The sequence below is a fragment of the Brachybacterium epidermidis genome (genome assembly GCF_015209585.1).
Lineage (GTDB): Bacteria > Actinomycetota > Actinomycetes > Actinomycetales > Dermabacteraceae > Brachybacterium > Brachybacterium epidermidis.
Genome location: NZ_JADEYR010000003.1, coordinates 52,762 through 75,644 on the forward strand (window position 1 = coordinate 52,762; position 22,883 = coordinate 75,644).

A 22,883-nucleotide genomic window follows, 5' to 3' on the forward strand; every position below is an offset into this window, starting at 1 on the left:
TGGACGCGGAGCGAGGGTTGGCGGGTGCGCGAGCGGCGCTACGCTGACCACTGCGACAACCGCGACGAAAGGGGATGGGGGATATGCGCACCAGGACCGGGCGTGCGGTGGCTGCCATGGCCGGGCTGCTCATGCTGAGCGGGTGCCTCCCGGGCATCGGGATCGGCCAAGGGCAACGGCCGGCCGGACCGGATGACCCGGTGCGAGACCCGGTCAACGAGCGCTGGTACACCCCCTCGGACCTCATCGACGGGACGGAGAAGATCCGGGAGCAGTTCCCGGATCTCGAGGTGGAATCGGGGATGTCCCTCGCCGGGACCTTCACCGAGCCGGACGAGCGGGAGCTGATCCCGGCCCAGGACGACTACTGGCGGCAGTCCGTCATGGTGGTGGGGGAGGAGGCGGTGGCCGAGCTCGTCGCTGCCTCGCGAGTCGCCGCGGTCTCGGATGGAGGCGGGGTCGACCCCCTCACGGGGGAGGGCACGAGTCCCATGAACAGCCCGGCGGGGACCCGCGCGGACGACGAGGTGATCCGGGGAGTGATCGTGCAGCCCCTGGAGGACGAGGCCGGACAGTGCCCGGACGGATGGATCCTGCTGGGCATGACCCTCACGGCCGATCCCACCGACACGATCCGGCCAGTCACCGCCGACGGCCTGGTGATCACGATGGCCGCGGTGTGCGAGGGCGGGGACCGCATCGTGGTGGACGCGCGCGATTTCTGAGTTCGCCCTGCAGCGGAACCACGGAGCGTCGTTCATCGCCGCCGACATCAGGGGATCTGCAGGAGCGACCACTGCGTGCCGTCCCAGCGCAGCACCCCGAAAGTCCAGCTGACCGCGTACAGCGCGGAGCCGTCGGGAGCCCACTGCACGCAATGGGCCGACCCGCGTGCCGGGGGCAGGTTCCTGTGCTGCCCACCGTGCACGTCCCAGACGGTCACGGTGCTGCCGGAATCACCGGACACAGCGACGACGTCCCCGGGGGAGACGCTGAGGCCGTACGGGCGCTCAGCCGCGGGCTAAGGCCCCGGGCGCACGGCACCCGAGGGGTCCACCACCGCCAGTGCAGCGGGTTCGTAGCTGCTGATCACGAGGGAGCCGTCGGACAGGTGAGCCACGCCCAGCGGCGACCCTTCCGGCGCCTCGACGGTGCGGAGGAGCTCGACGTCACCGACCGACCAGATCTGCACTGGGCCCGTGGCCCCGGCGACGGCCAGCTCGGTGCCGTCCGGCGAGAAGGACAGCGACGCCGGCATGAGGTCACCGAGGTCGATCACCTCACCGGCCTCGCACGCCCCCTCCCGGAACCGCCACAGGCGCAGTGTTCGCTCGGTGCTGAGCGAGGCCAGGAGAGCCCCGTCGGGGCTGAATGCGAGGTCGACGATCCTGCGGTCCTCGTCCGAGCCGAGGGAGTGCCCGGTGAGAGTCCACTGCAGTGCGCCGTCTCTGCCCAGGATGTCGATCTGGGACCGCCCTGCGGCAGCGAGCATGTCGCCGGAGGGGTGGCATGCGAGCGGACCTCGACGATGGTTGCCCGTCACTGTGAGGAGATCGCCCGACGCAGTGTCCCAGATCGCCGTGCCCCAGTCCTCCACGGACAGGGAGTCCGGGGCTGTGTGCTCCAGACCTGCTGCGACGAATGACGAATCCGGTGCGACGGCCAGTCCTTCCGGTGAGACGAGCTGGTCGGGAGAGATCCGGAACCCTCCATAGGGGTTCTCGCCCTGGGGGGCATTCGCAGCGGGGTGGCAGGTGCCCTCCGACGTCGTCACGGAGTCCTCCTCATCGTCCTTCTCGTTGCGCCGGGGGGTGCAGGCCGCGAGGGCTGTGACACCCACCGCAGAAAGGGTGAGGGCCCGACGCGTGAGCAGCGGCACGGGGTCACGGTATCGGGCTGAACGGCACGGGGGCGTCATGGTTTGTCTCGGATCCGCTTGAATTCCTCGACGGACAGTCCGCTGCCCTGTTCGTATGCCGCGGTGCGGGCATCGACCTCGACGGCCTGGTTCCGGTACTGCTCCATCTGTTCGTCATAGGCCGCCTGCTGCTCCGGGGTGGGGGAGATTGGCGTAGGCGAGGGAAAGGTGCATGTGTGCGGTGGGGGAGAGGCAGGCCCCGGGCATCTTCCTCCACAGTTCGTCGACGATCGCCTGGTGCTCCCCGGCCTTCGCGAGCGGCGCCACAGAACCGGCGATCATCACCATCGGGTCGTAGCTCGGTGCCGCCATGATCGCCCGATGCAGCTCGATCAGATTCTCAGCGGTGGGTCGAGAGCGTAGGCCTCCATGATGTCCGGGAAGCTCACGGGATCACATCCTTGGTGAGGAGGGCGGAATCGCTTTCAGTCTAGGTCTAGTTGGTCATGACGTTGTCGACGCCGGTGTGGAGGCGTGAGGCAGGGGTCCTTCCGTACGCCGCTTTAACGGCGCAGGGGTCGGGGGTCCTGTGATCACGATGGCGGTCGTGTGTGAGGGCGGTGACCGCATCATTGTGGAAACGCGGAGATTCTGAGCCGGTTCCGGCCGGGGGCTGATCAGCTCCCGGCCACGGCCCTGTCGATCGCTTCGGCCAGTGCCGCCCCGGTGGGCTCGGTGGCCTGGCCGTGGACCACGAGCGAGCGGGCCTCCGCGGCCTTGGTCGCCCCGGCGTGCAAGGTGACCACGCGAATGTCTCGGTGGATGCCCAGATGGCCCGCTAGGTCTGCCAGGAAGGTGCCGGGCAGCGCGACGGAGCTGTACCCGGCCAGCCGCAGATCGCGCACCACCTGGGGGTCCAGCCCCACGGGCACCGGACGGTAGCCCGTCACCCGCGTCACCGCGTACCCCGCCTGCTGCAGCTGCCCGGTCAGGGAGGCGGGGGCCGTGGCCGAGGTGATCAGCAGCAGCTCCTCGCCCTCCCGTGACGCGGCAGGGACTTCGAGGCCGGCCCCCGCGTCCAGGGCCGGGACCGTGCGGGTGGGCTCCAGGCCCACTTCGGCGAGGGCCGCCGCTGTGTCCTCCCCGATGGCGGTGATCTCGGTGCCGCGCGGCAGCGCGAGCACAGGACGGCCGGGGGCGTCCGGGTCCTCCGAGGCGGGGTCCGACTCCCCGTCGGACGGGTTGCCGCCGGTGTCTCGGGCATCCTGCAGATCGGCGTAGGAGAGCACCAGGTCCACCGCGCGGGCCCCCTCCAGCACCAGCTGCGTGAACCGGCCCTCCATCAGTGCGGCCACGGCATGCTTGGCGTCACTGTCGCGGTTCATCCGCAGCTCCACGAAGGGGGCGTGGTCCACCTCGTGCCCGAGCTCGCGCAGGCGCGCGACCAGTTCCCGACCCTCACCTGCAGGGCTCGGCACCAGGACGGGCTTCGAGGACTGTTCGCTCATGTGTTCCTCCCATTCCGACAGCACGTCACGCGGTCCATTGTGCCCCGTAGGATCGATGGCAGCCGATGCCCCACCGCCCCGCGGGAGATGAATGATGAGCACGCCCCAGCAGCGCGTCCACGACGCCACGCTCGCCCTGCTGAACCTGCTCTCCACCGGGGAGGAGGCCACCACCGCCGAGGCCATCGAGCTGCGGTGCGAGCTGGCCGAGGCCACGGCCGTCGCCGGGCGCCTCGAGGACGCCTTCTACCAGGCCGACGAGCTGCTCAAGGACGCCCAGCGCGAGTACCGTCCGGACGACCCGGCCATCGCCCGGGTGAGGCGCACGGTCTCCGCGATCGAGGAGGCGGCGCAGGAGGATCCGGGCCAACGCTCCGGCGGAGGCTGAGAGGTTCTCCTGGGAGAACGCGTCCGACGACCTCTTGCGCTTCTACGAGATGGCGATCGAGGTGCTCGGGCGAAGCTGAGACCAAGCGCGGTTCCGGCGCCGGCCTCACAGGACCTCAACGAGGTCCGCACAGATCACGCGCGTCACCCCCCGGAACCAGAGGGCCTCCAAGATACGATCTCAACGGCCTGCTGACCCGTTGGCGCGCGTCGTCGTGCATCGCACGAAGGGGAGGGGCCGCCCGGAGGGGACCCGCATCCGTCGGCCCCGAGCAAGACTGATCAGGAGTCCCCGTGCTCAAGAAGCTGAAGGCGATCGCCAAGGAGCTGCTGGCGATCACCGCCATCCGCCGCGTCTACGAGACCGTGAATCGTGCGTTCCTGGAGACCTTCGGATCCAGTCGCGTCCTCACCCATCTCTTCTTCGTGGTCAGCTTCCTGACCTTCAACCGGGAACAGAGCGCCGTCCTGCGCGGACGCCGCAACTACTACCGCAACAAGCACCGCGATCGCGTCACCCATGTCGAGCTGCGCCGCAACATCCACCGGCTCGAGAAGGGTCTGATCATGCGGCCGCGCCGCGATGTGTTCGCCCGCGACTACATCACGGAGACCATCGAGTTCTACGAGGAAGCGGCGCGCCAGTGCCGCACCGCCCCCGGCACCATGGACACCGCGGAGATGGAGTGGGCACACGACGTCCTGGCCGAGTACTTCCGGGTCGCCACCGGCGATGATCCCCGCATCCACGATGCCCGTGCCCGTTTCGAGGCGGCCGGTCACGACGGCGTCGAGACCGGGAAGATCCCGCATCCGAAGGAGCAGCTCAGCGATATCGACTACGACTCGCTCGAGAAGCTCGTCATGCAGCGGCGCTCCGTGCGCTGGTTCGAACAGCGCCGTGTGGAGCGTGACCTGATCGATCGTGCGCTGCTGCTGGCCCGCCAGGCGCCGACGGCCTGCAACCGTCTGCCCTACGAGTTCCGTATCTACGATGACCCGGCGCTGGCCAAGGAGATCGCCGGCATCCCCTTCGGCACCGGCGGCTACTCGCAGAATGTGCCCGCGATCGCCGTCGTCGTCGGCAAGCTCGAGTCCTACTTCAGTCCTCGTGACCGCCACGCCATCTATGTGGACAGTTCGCTGGCGGCCATGCAGTTCATGCTCGGCCTGGAGACCCTAGGCCTGAGCTCCTGCGTCATCAACTGGCCGGACTTCGAGCCGCTCGAGGCCAAGATGCAGAAGCGCCTGAAGCTCGCCGTCTCCGATCGTGTCGTCATGCTGATCGCCTTCGGCCACGCGGATCCGGACGCGCTCGTCCCGTACTCCGCGAAGAAGGAGCTCGACACCTTCCGCCGGTACAACGACTGACGTGGCCATCACCCCCTCACAGTCCTCCCCCTCGGGGGAGCACGGCGCAGATTCGTCGGCCCCCGCTCCGGGGCGGAAGAAGCCGCCGGCTACTAAGAAGGCGCTGCGCTGGGTCGTCACGATCCTGGTGGTCGGCGCCGTCGGCTGGCTGTTCTCCCGCTCCCTGATCGACAACTGGGAGGCGGTGCGCGCCAAGGACATCGGCTTCTCCTGGGAGTGGGTGCTGGCGACCCTCGCCTTCGCCCTGGCCGTCCCGGTCACCGGTGTCGCCTGGGGGAGGATCCTGCGCTGGCTCGACCGCGACGCCCAGTTCAGCCACCGCGAGGCAATCGCCGTCCAATGCCTCTCCTGGGTGTTGAAGTACATCCCCGGGCAGGTCGGATCCGTGGCCAACAAGGTGATCTGGGCTGGGAAGAAGGGCATCAGCCGCACCCTCGTGGTGATCACCTTCCTGTACGAGAACATCTTCCTGCAGCTCGCCTCGATCGTGCCGGCAGCCGTGATCCTGCTGATCAGCATCGGCCCCGAGGTCTTCGGTTCCAATGCCTCGCTGATGCTGGCGCCGCTGCTGGTGCTGATCCCCGCGATCGTGCTCCTGTACCCGCCGGCGTTCCGGGCGCTCATGAGCATCCCGGCGAAGAAGGTCCTCAAGCAGGAGATCCCGCGCGAATACTTCCTGAGTGCCCCGCGTGCGGCCCTGTCCTCGCTGGAGTTCATCCTGCCGCGCGTCGTCAACGGCGTCGGTTTCGTGCTGATCGCCCACACCGTCAGTGACATCACCCCCGCCCACTGGCTCCCCTTCGGCGCCGCCTACGCCCTCGCCGGCGCGATCGGGATCCTGGCGATCCTGGTGCCCAGCGGGTTGGGTGTGCGTGAGGCCGTCATCGTGATCGTCCTCAGCCAGTACGTCCCGGTCCCCGAGGCCGTGATCATCTCGCTGCTCGCACGGCTCCTGGCCACCATCGGCGACGCCCTCGTCGCTCTCATCTACCTGATCACCCGCAGAACCCTCCCGAAGGAGACGCGTCCATGACCACCCACCGCATCGCCATCATCGGCTCGGCCCTGTCCGGCAACAAGGGTGCCTCGGCCATGCTCGAGTCCGCCGTGCAGACGCTCACCGACCGTCTCGGTGACGTCGAGTTCACACTGCTGAGCATGTACCCGGCCGAGGACGACGCACAGAACCACTACCCGAACCTGAAGATCGTCAAGGCCGACCCGGCCACCCTCGGTGTGCGCATTAACTCTCTCGCCCTGCTCCACCGTCTGCTGCCGCCGCTGCGTCCGCTGCTGCGCCGGGACAAGGCCGTGCGCGCCCTGGCCGAGGCCGACGTCCTCCTGGACCAGGGCGGCATCACATTCACCGACGGCCGTGAGAAGTTCCTGCTCTACAACGTGGCTTCGATCCTGCCAGCCCTGAACCTCGGCACCCCGGTGTTCAAGTGCGCGCAGGCAGTCGGCCCGTTCAAGAATCCGATCAACCGGATCGTCTCGAAGATCTTCCTCCCGAAGGCCGCCTGCACTGTCACCCGCGGTCGCATCACCCACGAGTACGCCGAGGGCCTGGGCCTGACCAACATCGTGGCCGGCGCCGACTACGCCTTCTCCCTGGAGATGGACGGCACCGAGGCCGAGTCGGTCTCGCGCCATCTGGACCTGTCCTTCTTCGACAGGGGCGACGTCGTCGGCGTCTGCCCCTCGGTCGTGCTGCAGAAGAAGGTCGACGCCCGCGGCGGCGACTACATCGGCCAGATGGTCTCCTTCATCGAGCACCTCCGCGCCGAGGGCAAGAAGGTGTTGCTGATCCCGCACAGCGTGCGCACCGGCACCACCAAGACCCACAACAACGATCTGCCGCTGTGCACCGAGATCAACGGTCGCCTGCGCATGGGCAACGACCTGCTGTTCGTGGACCGCGAGCTGAGTTCCCAGGAGCTGCGCTACCTGATCGGTCGCTGCCACCTGTTCGTCGCCAGCCGCTTCCATGCCATGGTCTCCTCCCTGGCGATGGCCGTGCCCACCCTGGTGATCGGCTGGAGCCACAAGTACCGCGAGGTGCTGGAGATGTTCGAGCTGGAGGAGTGGGCCTTCGGTCACGACCAGCTCACCCCCGAGCACCTCACCCAGCGCTTCGCCGACCTTGAGGCCCGTCGCGACGAGGTGCAGGCCAAGCTCGATCAGCACCTGCCTGAGGTCAAGGCGAACTCGCTCATGCAGGCCGATCTGATCGCCGAGCTGGTCCGCAAGGCCTGACCGATGCATCGAGGCGGCGGGAGCGACAGCCCCAGGTGCTCGTTGCCCTCGCCTCTGTCCTCCCGGCCCTCAACAAGGGGCTGACCCGGCTCTCGGGGGGGCGCCCGCTGGCGCTGCTGGTCGCCGTCACGACCCTGCTGGTCATGGTCATGCTCGCGGCCATCGATCTGAACCGGCACCGGCCCGAGGGCCTCGAGAAGAGCGACATGTTCCTCTCGGAGACCTTCGGGCAGGCTCCATTCACGGTCATCGCAGTCCTCGTCGGTGTCGCTTCCGGCGTCCTCGCACTGGCCGTCCTCGGCCTGCTCGTGGTGACGGGGGAGGTGCGCCGCCCTGGTGTGGCTGCTCGCCCTGTGCATCGACCATGTGCTGTCAGCGGGGGCTGATCGCGCGCCACCGGACCCACCACCTCGAGGCAGGGGCGAGACGGCGGTCTCAGGGCGTCTCGAAGGCCGCCCAGTCCGAACCGTCCCAGACCATGACGCCCTGGGCCTGCGACAGGCCGTAGAGGGTGTTGCCGTCCGGTGAGAAGCACCACTGGGTGGTCTCCTCGCGGGGGAGCTCCTCGACCTCGCCCCGGACGCTGTCCCAGAGCAGCAGTGTGTCCGCACGGTCGGTGACCGCGACCTTCCCGCCGGGACCCGCGACCAGGTCCCCGAACCAGCCGGAGGTGAGCTCGGGCCCCGTGTCCACCGTGCCGCCGGGCCTGATGACCTGGACGACGCTCGGGTCCTCGGCGAGAGCCAGCACGGTGTCGTCCTCGAGCAGGGCGATCGCGAACACACGGCCCGTCGCCCCCTCGACGGGGCCGATCCGTTCGCCGCTGTCGGCGTCCCACCACTGCGGGGCGTTGTCCGGCGCGCCCTCGTAGCTGGAGCGGGCCGCCCCGATGAGCAGGCGGCTCCCGTCGGCGCTCCAGAGCACGGCGCTCGGATCGTCGTCCTGCTCGAGCTGCAGCGTCCCGTCGCCGCTGCAGGTCTCCGTGTCGACGGTGAAGAGACGGACCGTGTCGTCGTTGCCCAGGGTCGCGAGGCGAGACCCGTCGGGCGAGACGGAGACCGCTGACATGGAGGCGAGGTCGTCGGTCAGATCGTGGCCGAGCAGGTGGGTGAGGACCTCGCCGTCGATGGAGAGCACGCTGGCGTACCGCGGGTGGCCGACGACCAGGTGCTCGCCGTCCGCCAGCCAATCGACCGGCCCGCCGGCGCGCTCTTCGAGCTCGTGCGCGACGGCGCCGTCGGCGGTGCTCCACACGACCAGGCCGCCCTAGGTCTCGAACGGGGCCTGCTGGTCGGTGCGGTGAGCGGTGATCAGGCTGCCGTCCGGCGACAGGGCGAGGCCGCGCCGCAGGAACCTGTTGTCCGGCTTCGCCGGTGCGGGGTCCACTATCGTGCCGTCGGGGACTGTGTCCTCGTACTCCTCGGGGACCTGCTCACCGCCGTCCAGGCATCGGGTGACGGCACCGTCGCGCGGGCGTCTCCGTCGCGGCAGGCCGGGCAGGCCCGGCAGACCGGGAGGACGCGGCAGGTCCACCCCGCAGCCGCTCATGGCCAGTGCCGCCGGCAGTGCGGCGCCGCTCAGCAGCAGGCGCCGCCGCGGCGGCCGTCGGTCGTGCATCATCGCGATCCCCTCCTTCGGGGCGCCGCCGTCCCCCGACGCGGCGCCCCGCCAGGATCGCATACCGGGGCTCGGGAGCCCGGCGGGGAGGTCAGCCCTGTGCCGCCGCCCGGGCCGCCTGCGGCAGGGCCGTGATGATCCGATCGAGGACGTCGTCGGTGTGCGCGGTGGACAGGAACCAGGCCTCGAAGGCGCTCGGCGGCAGATGCACGCCCTGGGAGAGCATGGCGTGGAAGAAACGTCCGAAGGCATCGGTGTCCTGCGACTTCGCCTCGTCGTAGGTCCGCACCGGCGCCTCCCGGAAGAACACCGAGAACAGAGTGCCGGTGGACTGGACGACATGCGGGACGCCCGCGGCGGTCAGGGCCTCGGAGACCGCTGACTTCAGAACATCGGCGGCGCGGCCGATGGCGTGGTAGGCGCTCTCGTCGAGCCCGTCGAGCGTGGCCAGGCCCGCGGCGGTGGCCAGCGGGTTCCCCGACAGGGTGCCCGCCTGGTAGACGGGACCCGCGGGGGCCAGCAGGCCCATCAGCTCGGCCCTGCCGCCGAAGGCGCCCACGGGCAGTCCGCCGCCGATCACCTTGCCGAAGGTCATCAGGTCCGGTTCCCACCCCTCGCCGTCGATGCCGTACTGGCCCTCGCGGCTCGCCCGGAACCCGGTGAGCACCTCGTCGGAGATCAGCAGTGCCCCGGCGGCGTGCGCGGTCTCTGCCAGGAAGCGGTTGAAGCCGGTGCCGTCCTGCTCCGGCGGCGGGACCACGCCCATGTTCGCCGGTGCCGCCTCGGTGATGATCGCGGCGATCTCCCCGCCGCGCTGGGCGAACAGCTCGGTCAGGGCCGCCCGGTCGCCGTAGGGAAGCACCACGGTGTCCTTGGCGGTGGCGGCGGTGACTCCGGCAGAGCCGGGCAGGGCGAAGGTGGCGACCCCGCTGCCGGCCTCGGCCAGCAGGGCGTCCACATGCCCGTGGTAGCAGCCGGCGAACTTCACCACCACGTCCCTGCCGGTGGCGGCGCGGGCCAGGCGCAGCGCGCTCATGGTGGCCTCCGTGCCGGAGTTGACCAGGCGGATCTGCTCGACGGGGCGCACCCGCGCTGTGACCTCCTCGGCCAGCAGCACCTCGCCGGGCTGCGGGGCACCGAAGCTGAGGCCCTTGCCGGCGGCCTCCCGCACGGCCTCGACCACCTGCGGGTTCGCGTGGCCCAGGATCATCGGCCCCCAGGAGCCCACCATGTCCACGTACTCGCGGCCGTCGGCATCGCGCAGCAGGGCTCCCTCGGCGCTGACGATGAACGGCGGGGTACCGCCCACCGAGCCGAAGGCCCGCACCGGGGAGTTCACGCCCGAGGGGATCACGCTGCGGGCCCGCTCGAACAGCTCGGCGGAGGTGGGAGCAGGGGTGCGGTGTTCGGTGGCGTCGGTCATGGGGGTGCCTTTCTCGAGAGGGTTCAGGCGTGCGTGCTGGGGTCGGTCCGAGGCGGACGACGGGGGCCGGGGCCGCTCGGATCGGGTCGGGTCAGAGGAACTCGCGCAAGTGGGCGGGCAGGCCGTCCCGGTACCAGCCGGCCACCTCGCTGGCCCAGTAGGTCAGCACAGTGGTGGCGCCGGCACGGCGGAACGCCAGCAGGGACTCCAGGATCACCTTGTCACGGTCGATCCAGCCGTTGGCAGCAGCGGCCTCCACCATCGCGTACTCGCCGGAGACCTGGTAGGCGCCCACGGGGACGGGGGAGGCGGCAGCCACCTCGGCCAGCACGTCGAGGTAGGGCAGGCCGGGCTTGACCATCACCAGGTCCGCTCCCTCGGCCACGTCCAGCTCCAGCTCCCGCAGGGCCTCACGGCCGTTGGCGGGATCCTGCTGGTAGGTGCGGCGGTCACCGCTGAGGGAGGAGCCCACGGCGTCACGGAATGGGCCGAAGAAGGCAGAGGCGTACTTCGCGGTATAGGCGTACAGGCCCACGTCCAAGTGCCCGGCGGCGTCGAGCGCCTCGCGGATCGCGGCGATCTGGCCGTCCATCATTCCCGAGGGGCCCAGCAGGTGGGCGCCGGCCTCCGCCTGGGCGAGGGCCATCTCGCGGTAGCGCCCCAGGGTGGCGTCGTTGTCGACCCGGCCCTCGGCATCGAGCACGCCGCAGTGGCCGTGGTCGGTGAACTCGTCCAGGCACAGATCCGCCATGATCACGGTGGCATCGCCCAGCTCGCGGCTAAGGCGGGCCAGAGCCCGGTTCAGCACCCCGTCCGGATCGGTCGCACCCGAGCCCACGGCGTCCTTGTACTTGGGCACGCCGAACAGCATCAGGCCGCCCACCCCGCGTTCGGTGGCCTCGGTGGCGGCGCGCACCAGGGAGTCCTCGGTGTGCTGGAGGACGCCCGGCATGGAGGAGATCGGCTGGTCCTCGGTGATGCCCTCGCGCACGAACATCGGCAGCACCAGGTCTGCCGGGCGCAGGGTGTGCTCGCGCACCAGGGAGCGCATGGCACCGGTGGTGCGCAGGCGGCGGGGCCGCACGATGGGGACCGGCCCGCCGACGGCGGCATCGGGGGCCTGCTGCCGGGGCGTGCGGGGAGCGGTGGGATCAGAGGTCATGGGGGTCTCCTGGTGAACGCTGTCGGAGGGATCGGAAGGGTCGGACAGGGCGGCGCGGACGGCATCGGCCAGGCCCCGGTCGGTGGCGGTCCGGGCCTGGTGGTGGACGGTGAGCCCGGCGGCGCGGGCCGCCGCGGTGGACGGGTCGCCGATGGTCACCACCCTGGTGGAGGGATGCACGCCCTGCTCCGCCAGGATCCGCGCGATCATCGAGCTGGTCAGCACCACCACCCGGTACACCCCCGTGCGCAGGTCGTGCGCGACCTGCGGGGGCAGCGGGAGGGGGTGGGGCGTGTAGGCGGTCACCCGGGTGAGCGCGTAGCCCTTGGCCGCAAGGCCGTCCGGGACGGTGCCGGCCGCTGCCGCGGAGGCCGGGAACAGCACCCGGGCGCCGGTATCGGGGGCTGGCGGGAACTGCTCCACCAGGGCCTGCCCGGAGCCGCCGGCCACCCGGTCCGGCTCGCGACCGCAGGCGCGCAGGGCGCTCGCCGTGCCCTCGCCCACCACGGTCACGGTCACCGAGGCCGGGATCCGCAGCACCCCGGGCTGGTGCTCGGCGGAGCCCGTCTCCTGGAGCATGGGCCCGGCATCGGCGGTGCCCGTGCCCTCGGGCAGGGGGCTGGGGACGGCCGCGAGCGCTTCGACCGTGCGCGGGCTGGTGAGGACCAGGTGCTCCCACTGGCCTGCGGCCAGCGCAGAGACGGCCTCGCGCATCGGTGCGTCGTGGTGCAGGCGAAGCTCCACCACGGGGTGCTGCTCGACGTGCAAGCCCTGCTCCTGCAGCAGCCGCGCGAGCGCGCCGCCGCGGCCCTCAGGTCGTGGCAGCAGCACCCTCGCCGCGCCCCGGGACGGGGCAGCGGCCGACGGCGGCAAGGATGCGGTCACGGGCATCAGACCTGATCCGGTGCCGCGGAGGCCGCGTCCAGCAGGTCCCGGGCGCCCTGGTCCAGCAGCTCGGCGGCCAGTGCCTCACCGAGCCGGGCGGCGGAGTGCGCGTCAGATGCGCCAGCGCGCTCGGGCGCGGAGGTGCCGTCGGGGTCCACGCGGCGGGAGCCCTCGATCACCTTCGCGCCGTCGGGGGAGATCGCCAGGGCCCGCAGCTGCAGCGCCTGCGCCTCACCGGTGGCATGGGCCGCCACCGGGGCGCTGCAGCCGGCCTCGAGGGCCCGCAGCAGGGTGCGCTCAGCGGTCACCGCGGCCCGGGTGGGCGCGTGGTCGTAGGCGGCCAGGGCCTCGGCGAGCCACCCGCCGGCCTGCCAGTCCTCGGTGCGGCACTCGATCGCGAGCGCCCCCTGGGCGGGTGCCGGCAGCATCACCTGCACGTCCAGCAGATCGGAGATCTCCGCGGCGCGGTCCGCCCGGTGCAGACCGGAGGCGGCCAGCACCACGGCGTCCAGATCCGCCTCGGACCCCAGGGCGCGGTTGATGCGGGTGTCGATGTTCCCGCGGATCGAGACCACCTCCAGGTCCGGGCGGGCCCGCAGCAGCTGGGCGGCGCGGCGCGGCGACCCGGTGCCCACGCGCGCCCCCGCCGGGAGCTGGGCGAGCGTGAGGCCGTCGCGGGCCACCAGGGCATCGCGCGGATCCTGCCGAGCGGGGATGCAGGCCATGGTGATGCCGTCGGCCGGGGTGGTGGGCAGGTCCTTGCAGGAATGGACCACCGCGTCCACCTCGCCGTCCAGCAGCGCCTGCCGCACGGCGGTGACGAACACGCCCGTGCCGCCGATCTGGGTCAGCGGCCGGCGGTCCACATCGCCCGTGGTGCGCACGTGCACCAGCTCCACCGCCCGGCCGGTGCCGGCCACCAGGGCCCGCCCGGCCTGACCGGACTGGGCCAGGGCCAGGGCCGAGGCGCGGGTGCCCAGACGTAGCGGGGCCGGATCGGGGTGCGCCGTCATGAGGCGTCAGCCCCGGCGGTGCCTGCCCCGGAGGTGCCTGCCCCGGCCGCCTGCTCCTGCTCGCGAGCGGCCCGGGCGCGCTGCACGTCCCGCGCGGAGTCCACGCCGCTGGTGGTGGGTCGGCACATCCGGCCCACGCAGCAGTTGGCGCCGCACACGTCCGGCGTGGGCCCGAAGTCCGTGACCTCCTGCCGTGGGAAGGCAGGATCCAGGCGCTCCTGCACCAGATCCGCAAGGGCCTTGATGAACCGCGGATCGGTGCCGGAGGTGGCCACCCGCTCGAAGGTCAGGCCGTGCTCCTGGGCGGTCTCCTTCGCCTCGGTGTCCAGGTCCCAGACCACCTCGACGTGGTCGGTGACGAAGCCGATCGGCACCACCACCACCGCATCGGCCGACTGCTGCTCGGCGATCTCCTCGATCACGTCGTTGACGTCCGGCTCCAGCCACGGGATGTGCGGTGCGCCGGAGCGGGACTGGTACACCAGGCGCCACGACGGCAGCTGCGGCAGGGCGTCGTCCACCCGGTCCATCACGTAGCGGCAGGCCGCGAGGTGCTGGGCCACGTACCAGCCGCTGGAGCCCTCCACGCGGGTCTCCTCCGGACCGGAGGCCTCCGCCATCGACAGCGGCACCGAATGGGTGGAGAACAGCACCGCGATGCGGTCCACGTCGTGGCCGGCATCGCCGAGCGAGCGCAGCGCCTGCTCGAGGCCGTCGGCCACCGGGTCCAGGAACCCGGGATGGTTGAAGTACACGCGCACCTTGTCGATGGTGACCTCGTCCGCGAGGCCCGTCTCCTCGAGCACCATCGCGAAGTCCTCGCGGTACTGACGGCACGAGGAGTAGCTCGAGTACGCGCTGGTGACCAGGCCCAGGGCGTGGCGGTGACCATCGGCGTGCAGGGCCGTGACCGCATCGGCGTTGTAGGGCTCCCAGTTGCGGTTGCCGAAGTACACGGGCATGTCGATGCCGCGGGCGGCCAGCTCCACCTGAAGGGAGGCGATCATCGCGCGGTTCTGCTCGGTGATGGGGCTGCGGCCGCCGAGGGCCCGGTAGTGGCCGGCGACCTCCTCGAGCCGCTCATCGGGGATGCCGCGCCCGCGGGTGACGTTGCGCAGGAACGGGATCACGTCCTCCTGGCCGTCGGGGCCGCCGAAGGAGGAGAACAGGATCGAGTCGAACGCGCGCTGCTCACCGCGGCGGGTGTGGGTCTCGCTGTCGTGGTCCACCTCGCGCGGCAGAGGCAGCTCGTCGGCGATCTCGGTGACAGCGGCGGTGGTGGTCTCAGGGCCGGCTGCGGTCTTAGGGGGAATGGTCACGGGGGTCCTTCCAGAGCGGGTCGGGCCGGGGCCCGACGGGGGAGGCCCGGTGGCAGAGCGTCGCCACCGGGCCGATGACGGGTCAGGCCAGCAGGGCGGCGATGTCGGCGGCGGAGTCGAGGCGGCGGCCGGTGTGGAACGGCAGCTCCTCGCGCACGTGCAGGCGGGCATCGGAGTAGCGCAGGTGCCGCATCATGTCCACCAGATCGTGCAGGTCATCGGCCTCGAAGCTCAGCAGCCACTCGTAGTCGCCCAGGGCGAAGGAGGCCACCGTGTTGGCGTTGACCTGCGGGAAGTCGCGGCCCAGTTTCCCGTGCTCGATCAGCATGCGGCGTCGTTCCTCCTCCGGCAGCAGGTACCACTCGTAGGAGCGCACGAAGGGGTACACGCAGATCCACTGCTTGCGACCGCGGTTCTTCGTCATGAACGAGGGGATGTGGGAGCGGGTGAACTCGGCGGCGCGGTGCACGCCCACGGCTGCCCACTCGCGGTGCAGCAGGGTGCCCGCCAGGGAGTTCTCCAGCGTGCGCAGCCCGGCCTGCAGGGCCTCGGGCTCCTCCGCGGCCAACCACAGCATCAGGTCGTCCTCGGCGCGGAATCCGGAGACGTCGTAGAAGCCGAGCACCTCGCAGCCGTCGGCCTCGATCAGGGAGATGGTCTCCTCCACGGCGGTGGTGAGCTGCTCGGGGCTGGCCGCACCCTCGGCGGCCAAGCCGCCCAGGCGGCGGAACACGGTGTAGGAGGTGTAGCGGGTGATCTCCTTGCCGGCGCTGTCGGGGCTGTCGTGGCCCTCGGGGCGGGAGGGCGGGGGTGCTGGGTGGTCATGGGCGGTCCTCCTGGACTCGGTGGGTGGATGGGTCGGGGATGGTCATGGCGCGGGCGTCAGCCCGCACGATCGCGTCGATGCCGGTGCCGGCCCGCCAGGCCCCCACCAGCTCGAGGCTCGGCTCCTGGGCCAGCAGCTCGGTGATCGCGTCCAGGGCCTCGCGATGGCCGGGGCCGGGGCGGCGCATGGCACGCTGCCAGGTGATCACGCGGGCGGCCCGCCACTGGGAGCGGTCCAGCGGGGTGCGCAGGATCGTGGAGGCATCGGCCAGGGCCAGGTCGACGATGGTGCCCTCGGTGCCGTCAGGGCCGTGGGAGTCGTCCTCGGGAAGCTCCTCCCCGGGACGGCCGTAGCTCAGACGCACCACGTGCAGGCCGTCGGCCGCGCGGCGCACGTGCTCCCACTTGGCGGTGGCGTGGGTGAGGGCCTTGGCGCGCACCCCGGGGGTGCCGGCCGCCACCAGGGCGCCGGTGCCCGAGGGCGAGGAGTCCAGTGCGGGAGCCTCCAGCACCAGGGCCACCAATCGCACCGGCACCGCGGGCGCGGAGGGAATCGCACGGGCCAGCGTGGGCAGGGCCTGCTCCAGCAGGGTCGCAGCGACATCGGGCGGGCAGGCCAGCACGAGGTGCTCGGCCTCCAGGCGCACCTCGGTGCCGTCGGCACCACTGGTGGCTGCACCACTGGTAGCTGCACCACTGCTGCTGGCGCCTCGGTCCGTGCCGAACGCCGTGACCTGCCAGGTGCCGTCGTCCTTGCGTGCGACGGCGAGTGCGCGGGTTCCGGTGAGCACCTCGCCGCCGTGGCTGCGCAGCTGCGCCTCGAGCGCCCGGGGCAGCTCGGCCATGGTGGGGGTGAGGGCCTGCACGGCCGTGCCTGCCCCGCCACGGGAGGAGCGGGAGGTCGCCGGGCGCAGGGACCGCACCGCAGCGGCGAGGGAGCCGTTCTCCCGCACGGCGTCGGGCAGGCGGGGCAGGGTCGAGGCCAGCTCCAGGGAGTAGGGATCAGCGGAGTGCACCCCGCCCACGAGGGGTGCGACCAGTCGATCCACCACGCGCCTGCCCATCCGGCAGCGCACGTAGTCACCGAGGGTGACGCCCGGACGCAGCCCCCAGGAGGCCGGCAGGAGGCGTTCGGCCCAGGCACGAAGGGCCCCGGTGGTCCCCAGCACCTTGCGGGTCTCGGGGGACAGGGGCCGGGCCGGGATGCCGAACATGCCCCCGGGCGGCGCGATGTGCACGCCGGCGGCGGAGACCAGGCGGCTGCCCCGACCGGTCACGGGGGAGACCACCTGATCGGCCAGGCCCAGCTGCGCGATCAGCGCCTCGACCGCGCCGCTGCCGACCGACCAGGCCTCCGCACCGATGTTGATGTCGATCCCGCCGACGGTGCGGGCGGCGATCGCCCCGCCGGTGGAGGGCTCGGCCTCCAGCAGGGTCACCCGTCGGCCCGCGAGGGCGTGTCGCCGGGCGGCCAGCAGGCCCGCGATGCCGCCGCCGACGACGACGGTGCGCTCGGGTGAGCTCATCCGGCGGCCCCGGTGGTGGCAGGAGCCTCGACGCCGCCGGCGCCCGACTGGGCGGGCGCACCGGCCGTGGACAAGCCCTGCGACGACGAAGAGCCGTCCGACGAGGAAGCCGAGGCGGGGGGCTGCTCGTGCAGGTGGGCGACCAGGTCGGTGAGCACCTGCGGGTCCGTCTCCGGCGGGACGCCATGGCCCAGGTTCACCACGTGACCGGCCGCGGCGGCGCCGTCGGCGAGCACCCGATCGGCCTCGGCGAAGCGCACCTGCTCCGAGGTGAACAGCACGGCCGGGTCGATGTTCCCCTGCAGGGGGGTGCCGGGAGGCAGATGTGCGGCGGCCTCGGCGAGCGTGATGCGGTGGTCCACACCCATCACGGTGGCGCCTGCCTCATGCATCGGGGCCAGCAGGTGCGCGGCCCCCACCCCGAAGTGGACGCGCGGCACCGGCAGGTCCGCGACGTGGTCGAACAGGGCGCGGGAATGGGGCAGGGCCCCGGTGCGGTACGTGTGCTCGGAGAGCGAACCGGCCCAGGAGTCGAACTGCTGGACGGCGGAGGCGCCGGCCAGCACCTGCGCGCGCAGGAAGCGACCGGAGGCCTCGGCCACCCAGGCGGCCAGGCGGTCCCACACCTGCGGCTTCGAGCGCATCAGCGCTCGTGCGGCCAGGTGGTCCCGGCTCGGTGCCCCCTCGACCAGGTAGGAGGCCACGGTGAAGGGGGCGCCGGCGAAGCCGATCAGGGGAGTGGATCCCAGCTCGGCGACGGTGAGGCGCACGGCCTCACGGATCGGCTCCAGGGCCTCCTCGAAGGAGTCGTCCAGCACGGGCAGGGCATCGACGTCGGTCTCGGTGCGCACGGGACGGGCGAAGACGGGGCCCACTCCGGGCTTGATCTCCACCTCGAGGCCGGCCAGGCGCATCGGCACCACGATGTCGGAGAAGAAGATGCCCGCATCCACGCGGTGGCGGCGCACGGGCTGCACTGTGATCTCCGCAGCCATCTCCGGGATCAGGCACGAGTCCAGCATCGTGGTGCCCTCGCGCAGCTTCCGGTACTCAGGCAGGGACCGCCCGGCCTGGCGCATGAACCACACACTCGGCGGGGCGTCGGTGCTGACCCCTCGGTAACGGGCCAGCAGGGGTGCCTCGGCGGTGCCGGAGTCGGCGCTCGAGCGCTGCAGCGGATGGTCTTGTGGCAGGTGGGACCGGACGCGATCGCGATATGACGCCGTGTCGCTAAATACGGCCTCTGACGTGCTGTTTTCTGTCATGGCGACCCCATTGTGCACGACTCGTCACAGAGGTGGCTGTGGGGGCGGTGCCAAGGTGACATCAGTCGTAGGATCGTCGGCATGCTTGTGGCCGTGCGCGCTTCCCATGAGCACCTCGACCTCGGGGTGCTCGACGCGCTCTCCCGCGGCGCCGACCAGATCGACGACCTCCTGGCCCATGTCGACTGCATCCACGGGACTGTGGTGATCGCCACCTGCAACCGACTGGAGATCTACCTCGACGCCGAACGGTTCCACGACGCCGTCGCCGCCACCGTCGATGCGATCGCCCAGTGCTCAGGGATGGAGCGCGACGAGGTCGCCTCCCACGTCGACGCGCTCATGGACAGTGAAGCCGCCGCCCATCTGTACGAGGTGATGGCCGGGCTGCGCTCCCGGGTGGTGGGCGAGTCGGAGATCGCCGGTCAGGTTCGCACCGCCTTCAGCTCGGCGCTCGCTGCCGGCCGCACCACCGCGATGCTCAACGACCTGTTCCAGATCGGGCAGCGTCACGCCAAGCAGGTCGCCTCCACCACCGGGCTCGGTGCGGTCGGCCGCACCGGCGGGGCGGTCGCCCTGGATCGCGCCGCCGACGTCCTGGACCTCGGGATCGCCGACGCCGCCGTGCTCGTGATCGGCACCGGCTCCTATGCCCGTGTGATCACCGCAGATCTGCGCCGTCGCGGCACCCGGGACATCCGTGTCCACTCCGGGACGGGTCGGGCCGAGGCCTTCGCCAGCAGCCACCGGGTGCAGGCGGTGCCCACGGGGATGCTCCCGGAGGCCGTTGCCCACGCCGACCTCGTCGTGGCCGCCTCCGGCCAGGGCGACGCGGTGTTACGGCCTGAGCATCTCGCCGGGCGCGACTCCCGCGCGCTGGTCGTCCTGGACCTGGCCCTGCGTTCGGATCTGCACCCCGATCTGCGCGGACGCGAGGACGTGCGGATCATCAGCCTCGCCGATCTGGCGCACGACATCGACGACGACGGGCAGAAGCAGCAGGCCCGCGCCATCCTCGATGAGGGCGTGCGCAGCTTCATCGCTCGGCGCCGCATACGCAGCGTCGACCCGGCCATCAGCTACCTGCGCGGCAGCGTCTCCGGTGCTCTCGACGACGAGGTCGGCCGGATCCGCAGCCGCTTCGGCGACGAGGTCGCCGCGGAGTTCGAGCGCGGCCTGACGCGGATCGCCGCGAAGGTGCTGCACCCGCCGACGGTGCGCGCCCGGGAGCTCGCCGTCAACGGACGGGCCGAACAGTATGTCGCCGCGTTCCACACCCTGTTCGGCGTGGACGTGAGAGCCTCGCAGAAGGCGGCGGGCCACCCCGCCGATGACCGGACCGAGGCATCCCCGAAGGAGCACCGATGACCAGCCCCCCGAGCGTGTCAACGACGCCGCCCGTCGGCTCCTGACCTTGCTCGAGCACGGCCCCGATGCGCAGGTCGTCGGCGAGGTGCGCGCGGTCGTCGCCCGGATCGAGACCATCGCCCGCAAGAAGCTCCGCGGCCAGCAGTCGAAGCAGGGCTGAGGGGCACGCGGCGAACACCCGGTTTCGCAGGCTGTCCTCGAGACAGTGAGGGCCGGTCCGATACGTCGTCGGGCCGGCCCTCCTGTGTGGCGGTGTGGGGTCAGTGGCGAGGCGTGAGGAAGGCGACCGACGCCTTCTGCAGCATCAGCGGATCCACCACGGCGCACAGCTCGCGGGTGGAGTGCATCGACAGCAGGGCGACGCCGCAGTCGATGGTGGTGATCCCTAGGCGGGTGGCCGTAATCGGGCCGATGGTGGATCCGCAGGGCATCGCGTTGTTGGAGACGAACTCCTGGAACGGCACACCCGCCTGCGCACAGGCGGCGGCGAAGGACGCGGCGCCGACGGCATCGGTCGCATAGCGCTGCTGTGCGTTGATCTTCAGCAGCGGGCCGGCGCCCAGGCGCGGACGGTTCGCCGGATCGTGGCGCTCGGGGTAGTTCGGGTGGGCGGCATGGCCGGTGTCGCAGGACAGCACCATCGAGGAGGCGCTGGCGCGCCGTCGCGACGAGTCGTCCCCGCCGAGTGCGGCGTGCATGCGCACCAGGATGTCCTCGAGGAACGGACCGCCGGCGCCGGACCGCGTCGAGGAGCCGACCTCCTCGTGGTCGTTGGCGATGAACAGGGCGATCGGCCCGCTCGGAAGGGCCGCGGCGGCGACGTCGATGATGGCGCGCACCCCGCCGTGGGTCGAGGCCAGGTTGTCCAGGCGGGCGGAGGCGAACAGCTCTTCCCCGGCGCCGATCATGGCGGGCTCCTGGGTGTCGACGGTGACGACCTCCATACCGCGGATCCGCTCGGGATCGACGCCGGCGCAGCGCGCGAGCAGGCCGACGATGTCGACCTCGCCGAGGCCGGCGACCGGCTGCATGTGGCGCTGCGGGTCGAGCTTCAAGCCCTCGGCGTTGATGCCGCGGTCCAGGTGGACCGCGAGCTGCGGGATGCGCAGCACCGGCGGGGTGGAGACCAGATGGGTGGTGCCGTCATCGAGCACGAGACGGCCAGCCAGGCGAAGGTCGCGATCCAGCCAGGAGTTCAGCAGTGGGCCGCCGTACACCTCGACCCCGACCTGGGCGAAGCCCTCAGCGCCGATCGACGGCTTCGGCTTCACCTTGAAGGCCGGCGAGTCGGTGTGCGCGCCGAGGATCCGCCACGGGGTCGCGGCGGACACATCACCCGGCGTCACCCACGCGATCACGGAGCCGTCGCGCACCACGTAGCGCGCGCCGGTCACGGACTCCGCGCCCGCCCAGTCCTCGGTCTCCTCCAGGCGGGAGAACCCCGCCTCCTCGAGGCGCCGCGCGGCCTCGGCGGCGGCATGGAAGGAAGAGGGTGAGGCGGTCACGAAAGCGCCGAGGTCCTCGATGAACTCGCGGGCCTCGGCGTCCGGGCAGGTGAGGGTCTCGGTGCGCTGCGCAGTCATGTTCCTCATTCAAACAGACCGCCGCCCCGGTCACCGGGGAGATGACCGGGGCGGCGGAGATGACGCGTCGGCGTCGGCGTCGGGCGAGGCCCGAGGATCAGGGACGACCCATGGAACGGTAGTCCCAGCCGGCTTCGCGCCAGGCGGCGGGGTTCAGCACGTTGCGGCCGTCGATGAAGCGCGCCTCGGCGACGACCTCCTTCAGGGCGACCGGATCGAGCTGCTTGAACTCGTCCCACTCGGTGAGCAGCAGGACCAGCTCGGCGTCCTTCGCGGCCTCGAACGCGTCCTTAGCGACCTTCAGGTTCGGGCGCTCGGTCTTCACGCGCTCGTTGGCCGCCGGGTCGGTGACGGTGACGTCGGCGCCGCGGCCCGAGAGCTTCGAGGCGACGGACAGGGCGGGGGACTGGCGGGTGTCGTCGGAGTCCGGCTTGAAGGCGGCGCCGAGCACGGCGATCTTCTTACCGGTGAAGCTGCCGCCGAGCATCTCCCGGGACAGGTTAACGACGTGGTCGCGACGACGGTTGTTGACCATGTCGACCTCGCGCAGGAAGGACAGGGCCTCCCCGGCGCCGAGCTCGCCGGCGCGGGCCATGAAGGCACGGATGTCCTTGGGCAGGCAGCCGCCGCCGAAGCCGACGCCGGCGCGCAGGAACTTCGGGCCGATGCGGTCGTCCAGGCCGATCGCCTCGGCGATCACGGAGACGTCGCCGCCGGTGGCCTCGCAGACCTCGGCGACGGCGTTGATGAAGGAGATCTTGGTGGCCAGGAAGGAGTTCGCGGAGACCTTCACCAGCTCGGCGGTCGGATAGTTGCCGGTCACCAGTGGGGTGTCGGCCTTCAGCATCGGCTCGTAGACCTCGTCCAGAAGGGCCTTGGCCTCGGCGGCCTCGGCCCCGGCGTCCGGCAGGCCGTAGACGATGCGGTCGGGGTACAGGGTGTCCTTGACGGCGAAGCCCTCGCGGAGGAACTCGGGGTTCCAGGCCAGCAGGGTGTCCGTCCCGGCGTCCTTGAGCTTCTGCGCGAGGATCTGCGCGGTGCCCACCGGCACGGTGGAGCGGCCTACCAGCAGGCTGCGGCCGTCGGGGCACTTGTCCAGGTGCGGGATGAGGGCATCGACGGCGGCGTGCACGTAGGTGAGGTCGGCCCCGCTGCCGTTGATCTGCTGCGGGGTGCCCACGCAGATCACGTGGACCTGGTAGTCCGCGGCGTCGGCGTAGTCGGTGGAGAAGCGCAGGCGGCCGGACGCCAGGGCCTCGGTGAGGACCTTCTCGAAGCCGGGCTCGTGGAAGGGGGCGATGCCCTTCTTCAGATCGTCGATCTTCTTCTGGTCGACGTCCAGGCCGAGGACCTCGTGCCCGATCGAGGCCATCGAGGCGGCGTAGACGGCGCCCAGGTATCCGCATCCCACGGTCGTGATTCGCATGGGACCAGATCGTACCCGTGCGCGGGGGGTCGCCGCGGGACGGAGCCGGTGCGACGGATCACGGCCGACGCTGTTCAAGAACGTGGAGTTC

The 22,883-nt window shown here is 71.4% G+C and carries 21 protein-coding genes and 1 pseudogene; 7 read left to right on the forward strand and 15 right to left on the reverse strand.

Features of this window, described 5'->3' with window-relative positions:
• Nucleotides 1-83 precede the first annotated feature (83 nt).
• Nucleotides 84-725: a hypothetical protein gene (locus tag IOE58_RS04475; protein WP_193865223.1), complete on the forward strand. Its 642-nt coding sequence runs from the start codon at nt 84-86 to the stop codon at nt 723-725.
• Between the two features lie 296 nt (nt 726-1,021).
• On the opposite strand, the gene IOE58_RS04480 is transcribed toward IOE58_RS04475, so the two are convergent.
• The 3 genes from IOE58_RS04480 to IOE58_RS04490 all read right to left on the reverse strand — a co-directional run bounded on the left by IOE58_RS04480 (nt 1,022) and on the right by IOE58_RS04490 (nt 3,366).
• A complete protein-coding gene (locus IOE58_RS04480; protein WP_193865224.1) occupies nt 1,022-1,879 on the reverse strand; it encodes a WD40 repeat domain-containing protein in 858 nt (285 codons plus the stop codon).
• 153 nt (nt 1,880-2,032) lie between these two features.
• Nucleotides 2,033-2,230 carry a hypothetical protein gene (locus tag IOE58_RS04485; RefSeq protein WP_193865225.1) on the reverse strand — a complete coding sequence of 66 codons (198 nt, stop codon included), beginning with the start codon at nt 2,228-2,230 and terminating at the stop codon, nt 2,033-2,035.
• Between the two features lie 305 nt (nt 2,231-2,535).
• Nucleotides 2,536-3,366: a uroporphyrinogen-III synthase gene (locus IOE58_RS04490; RefSeq protein WP_193865226.1), complete on the reverse strand. Its 831-nt coding sequence runs from the start codon at nt 3,364-3,366 to the stop codon at nt 2,536-2,538.
• Nucleotides 3,367-3,460: 94 nt separating this feature from the next.
• Between IOE58_RS04490 and IOE58_RS04495 the strand changes: the two genes are divergently transcribed.
• The 5 genes from IOE58_RS04495 (at nt 3,461) to IOE58_RS04515 (ending at nt 7,766) form a co-directional block, all read left to right on the forward strand.
• On the forward strand, nt 3,461-3,754 hold the full coding sequence (locus IOE58_RS04495; RefSeq protein WP_193865227.1) for a hypothetical protein: 294 nt from the start codon (nt 3,461-3,463) through the stop codon (nt 3,752-3,754).
• 293 nt (nt 3,755-4,047) lie between these two features.
• The gene (locus tag IOE58_RS04500) at nt 4,048-5,124 is read left to right on the forward strand and encodes a nitroreductase family protein (RefSeq protein ID WP_193865228.1); all 1,077 of its coding nucleotides are present in this window, start codon (nt 4,048-4,050) and stop codon (nt 5,122-5,124) included.
• A 1-nt stretch (nt 5,125) separates the two neighbouring features.
• Nucleotides 5,126-6,157: a lysylphosphatidylglycerol synthase domain-containing protein gene (locus IOE58_RS04505; RefSeq protein WP_193865229.1), complete on the forward strand. Its 1,032-nt coding sequence runs from the start codon at nt 5,126-5,128 to the stop codon at nt 6,155-6,157.
• Nucleotides 6,154-7,380, forward strand: coding sequence for a polysaccharide pyruvyl transferase family protein (locus IOE58_RS04510; protein ID WP_193865230.1), 1,227 nt, complete (start codon nt 6,154-6,156; stop codon nt 7,378-7,380). Before IOE58_RS04505 ends, IOE58_RS04510 begins: the two co-directional genes overlap by 4 nt.
• Before the next feature lie 35 nt (nt 7,381-7,415).
• Entirely contained in the window at nt 7,416-7,766 is a 351-nt protein-coding gene (locus IOE58_RS04515) for a hypothetical protein (protein WP_193865231.1), read from the forward strand.
• Nucleotides 7,767-7,815: 49 nt separating this feature from the next.
• On the opposite strand, the gene IOE58_RS04520 is transcribed toward IOE58_RS04515, so the two are convergent.
• The 10 genes and pseudogenes from IOE58_RS04520 to hemE all read right to left on the reverse strand — a co-directional run bounded on the left by IOE58_RS04520 (nt 7,816) and on the right by hemE (nt 18,415).
• Entirely contained in the window at nt 7,816-8,634 is an 819-nt protein-coding gene (locus IOE58_RS04520; RefSeq protein ID WP_193865232.1) for a WD40 repeat domain-containing protein, read from the reverse strand.
• Nucleotides 8,635-8,646: 12 nt separating this feature from the next.
• Complete coding sequence (locus tag IOE58_RS04525; RefSeq protein ID WP_193865233.1) at nt 8,647-9,000, reverse strand: hypothetical protein; 354 nt, start codon at nt 8,998-9,000, stop codon at nt 8,647-8,649.
• A gap of 88 nt (nt 9,001-9,088) precedes the next feature.
• On the reverse strand, nt 9,089-10,420 hold the full coding sequence (hemL, locus tag IOE58_RS04530; RefSeq protein ID WP_193865234.1) for a glutamate-1-semialdehyde 2,1-aminomutase: 1,332 nt from the start codon (nt 10,418-10,420) through the stop codon (nt 9,089-9,091).
• 91 nt (nt 10,421-10,511) lie between these two features.
• Nucleotides 10,512-11,507 carry a porphobilinogen synthase gene (hemB, locus tag IOE58_RS14215; RefSeq protein ID WP_348981881.1) on the reverse strand — a complete coding sequence of 332 codons (996 nt, stop codon included), beginning with the start codon at nt 11,505-11,507 and terminating at the stop codon, nt 10,512-10,514.
• A gap of 153 nt (nt 11,508-11,660) precedes the next feature.
• Nucleotides 11,661-12,473 (reverse strand): annotated as a pseudogene (locus IOE58_RS14220) (uroporphyrinogen-III synthase); the annotation flags it as partial.
• On the reverse strand, nt 12,473-13,480 hold the full coding sequence (gene hemC / locus IOE58_RS04540; protein ID WP_193865236.1) for a hydroxymethylbilane synthase: 1,008 nt from the start codon (nt 13,478-13,480) through the stop codon (nt 12,473-12,475). The pseudogene IOE58_RS14220 and the gene hemC, both read right to left, overlap by 1 nt.
• The gene (locus tag IOE58_RS04545; RefSeq protein ID WP_396121474.1) at nt 13,477-14,799 is read right to left on the reverse strand and encodes a ferrochelatase; all 1,323 of its coding nucleotides are present in this window, start codon (nt 14,797-14,799) and stop codon (nt 13,477-13,479) included. Before IOE58_RS04545 ends, hemC begins: the two co-directional genes overlap by 4 nt.
• Nucleotides 14,800-14,881: 82 nt before the next feature.
• Complete coding sequence (gene hemQ, locus IOE58_RS04550) at nt 14,882-15,532, reverse strand: hydrogen peroxide-dependent heme synthase (protein ID WP_348981868.1); 651 nt, start codon at nt 15,530-15,532, stop codon at nt 14,882-14,884.
• 88 nt (nt 15,533-15,620) lie between these two features.
• Entirely contained in the window at nt 15,621-17,150 is a 1,530-nt protein-coding gene (locus IOE58_RS04555) for a protoporphyrinogen/coproporphyrinogen oxidase (RefSeq protein WP_193865237.1), read from the reverse strand.
• Nucleotides 17,147-18,415, reverse strand: coding sequence for a uroporphyrinogen decarboxylase (gene hemE / locus IOE58_RS04560; RefSeq protein WP_228018931.1), 1,269 nt, complete (start codon nt 18,413-18,415; stop codon nt 17,147-17,149). Before hemE ends, IOE58_RS04555 begins: the two co-directional genes overlap by 4 nt.
• An 81-nt stretch (nt 18,416-18,496) precedes the next feature.
• Between hemE and IOE58_RS04565 the strand changes: the two genes are divergently transcribed.
• On the forward strand, nt 18,497-19,783 hold the full coding sequence (locus tag IOE58_RS04565; protein WP_193865238.1) for a glutamyl-tRNA reductase: 1,287 nt from the start codon (nt 18,497-18,499) through the stop codon (nt 19,781-19,783).
• 260 nt (nt 19,784-20,043) lie between these two features.
• On the opposite strand, the gene IOE58_RS04570 is transcribed toward IOE58_RS04565, so the two are convergent.
• Together IOE58_RS04570 and IOE58_RS04575 are read right to left on the reverse strand one after the other, a co-directional pair.
• Entirely contained in the window at nt 20,044-21,366 is a 1,323-nt protein-coding gene (locus IOE58_RS04570; protein WP_193865239.1) for a M18 family aminopeptidase, read from the reverse strand.
• A 97-nt stretch (nt 21,367-21,463) separates the two neighbouring features.
• Nucleotides 21,464-22,792, reverse strand: coding sequence for a UDP-glucose dehydrogenase family protein (locus IOE58_RS04575; RefSeq protein ID WP_193865240.1), 1,329 nt, complete (start codon nt 22,790-22,792; stop codon nt 21,464-21,466).
• Nucleotides 22,793-22,883 lie beyond the last annotated feature (91 nt).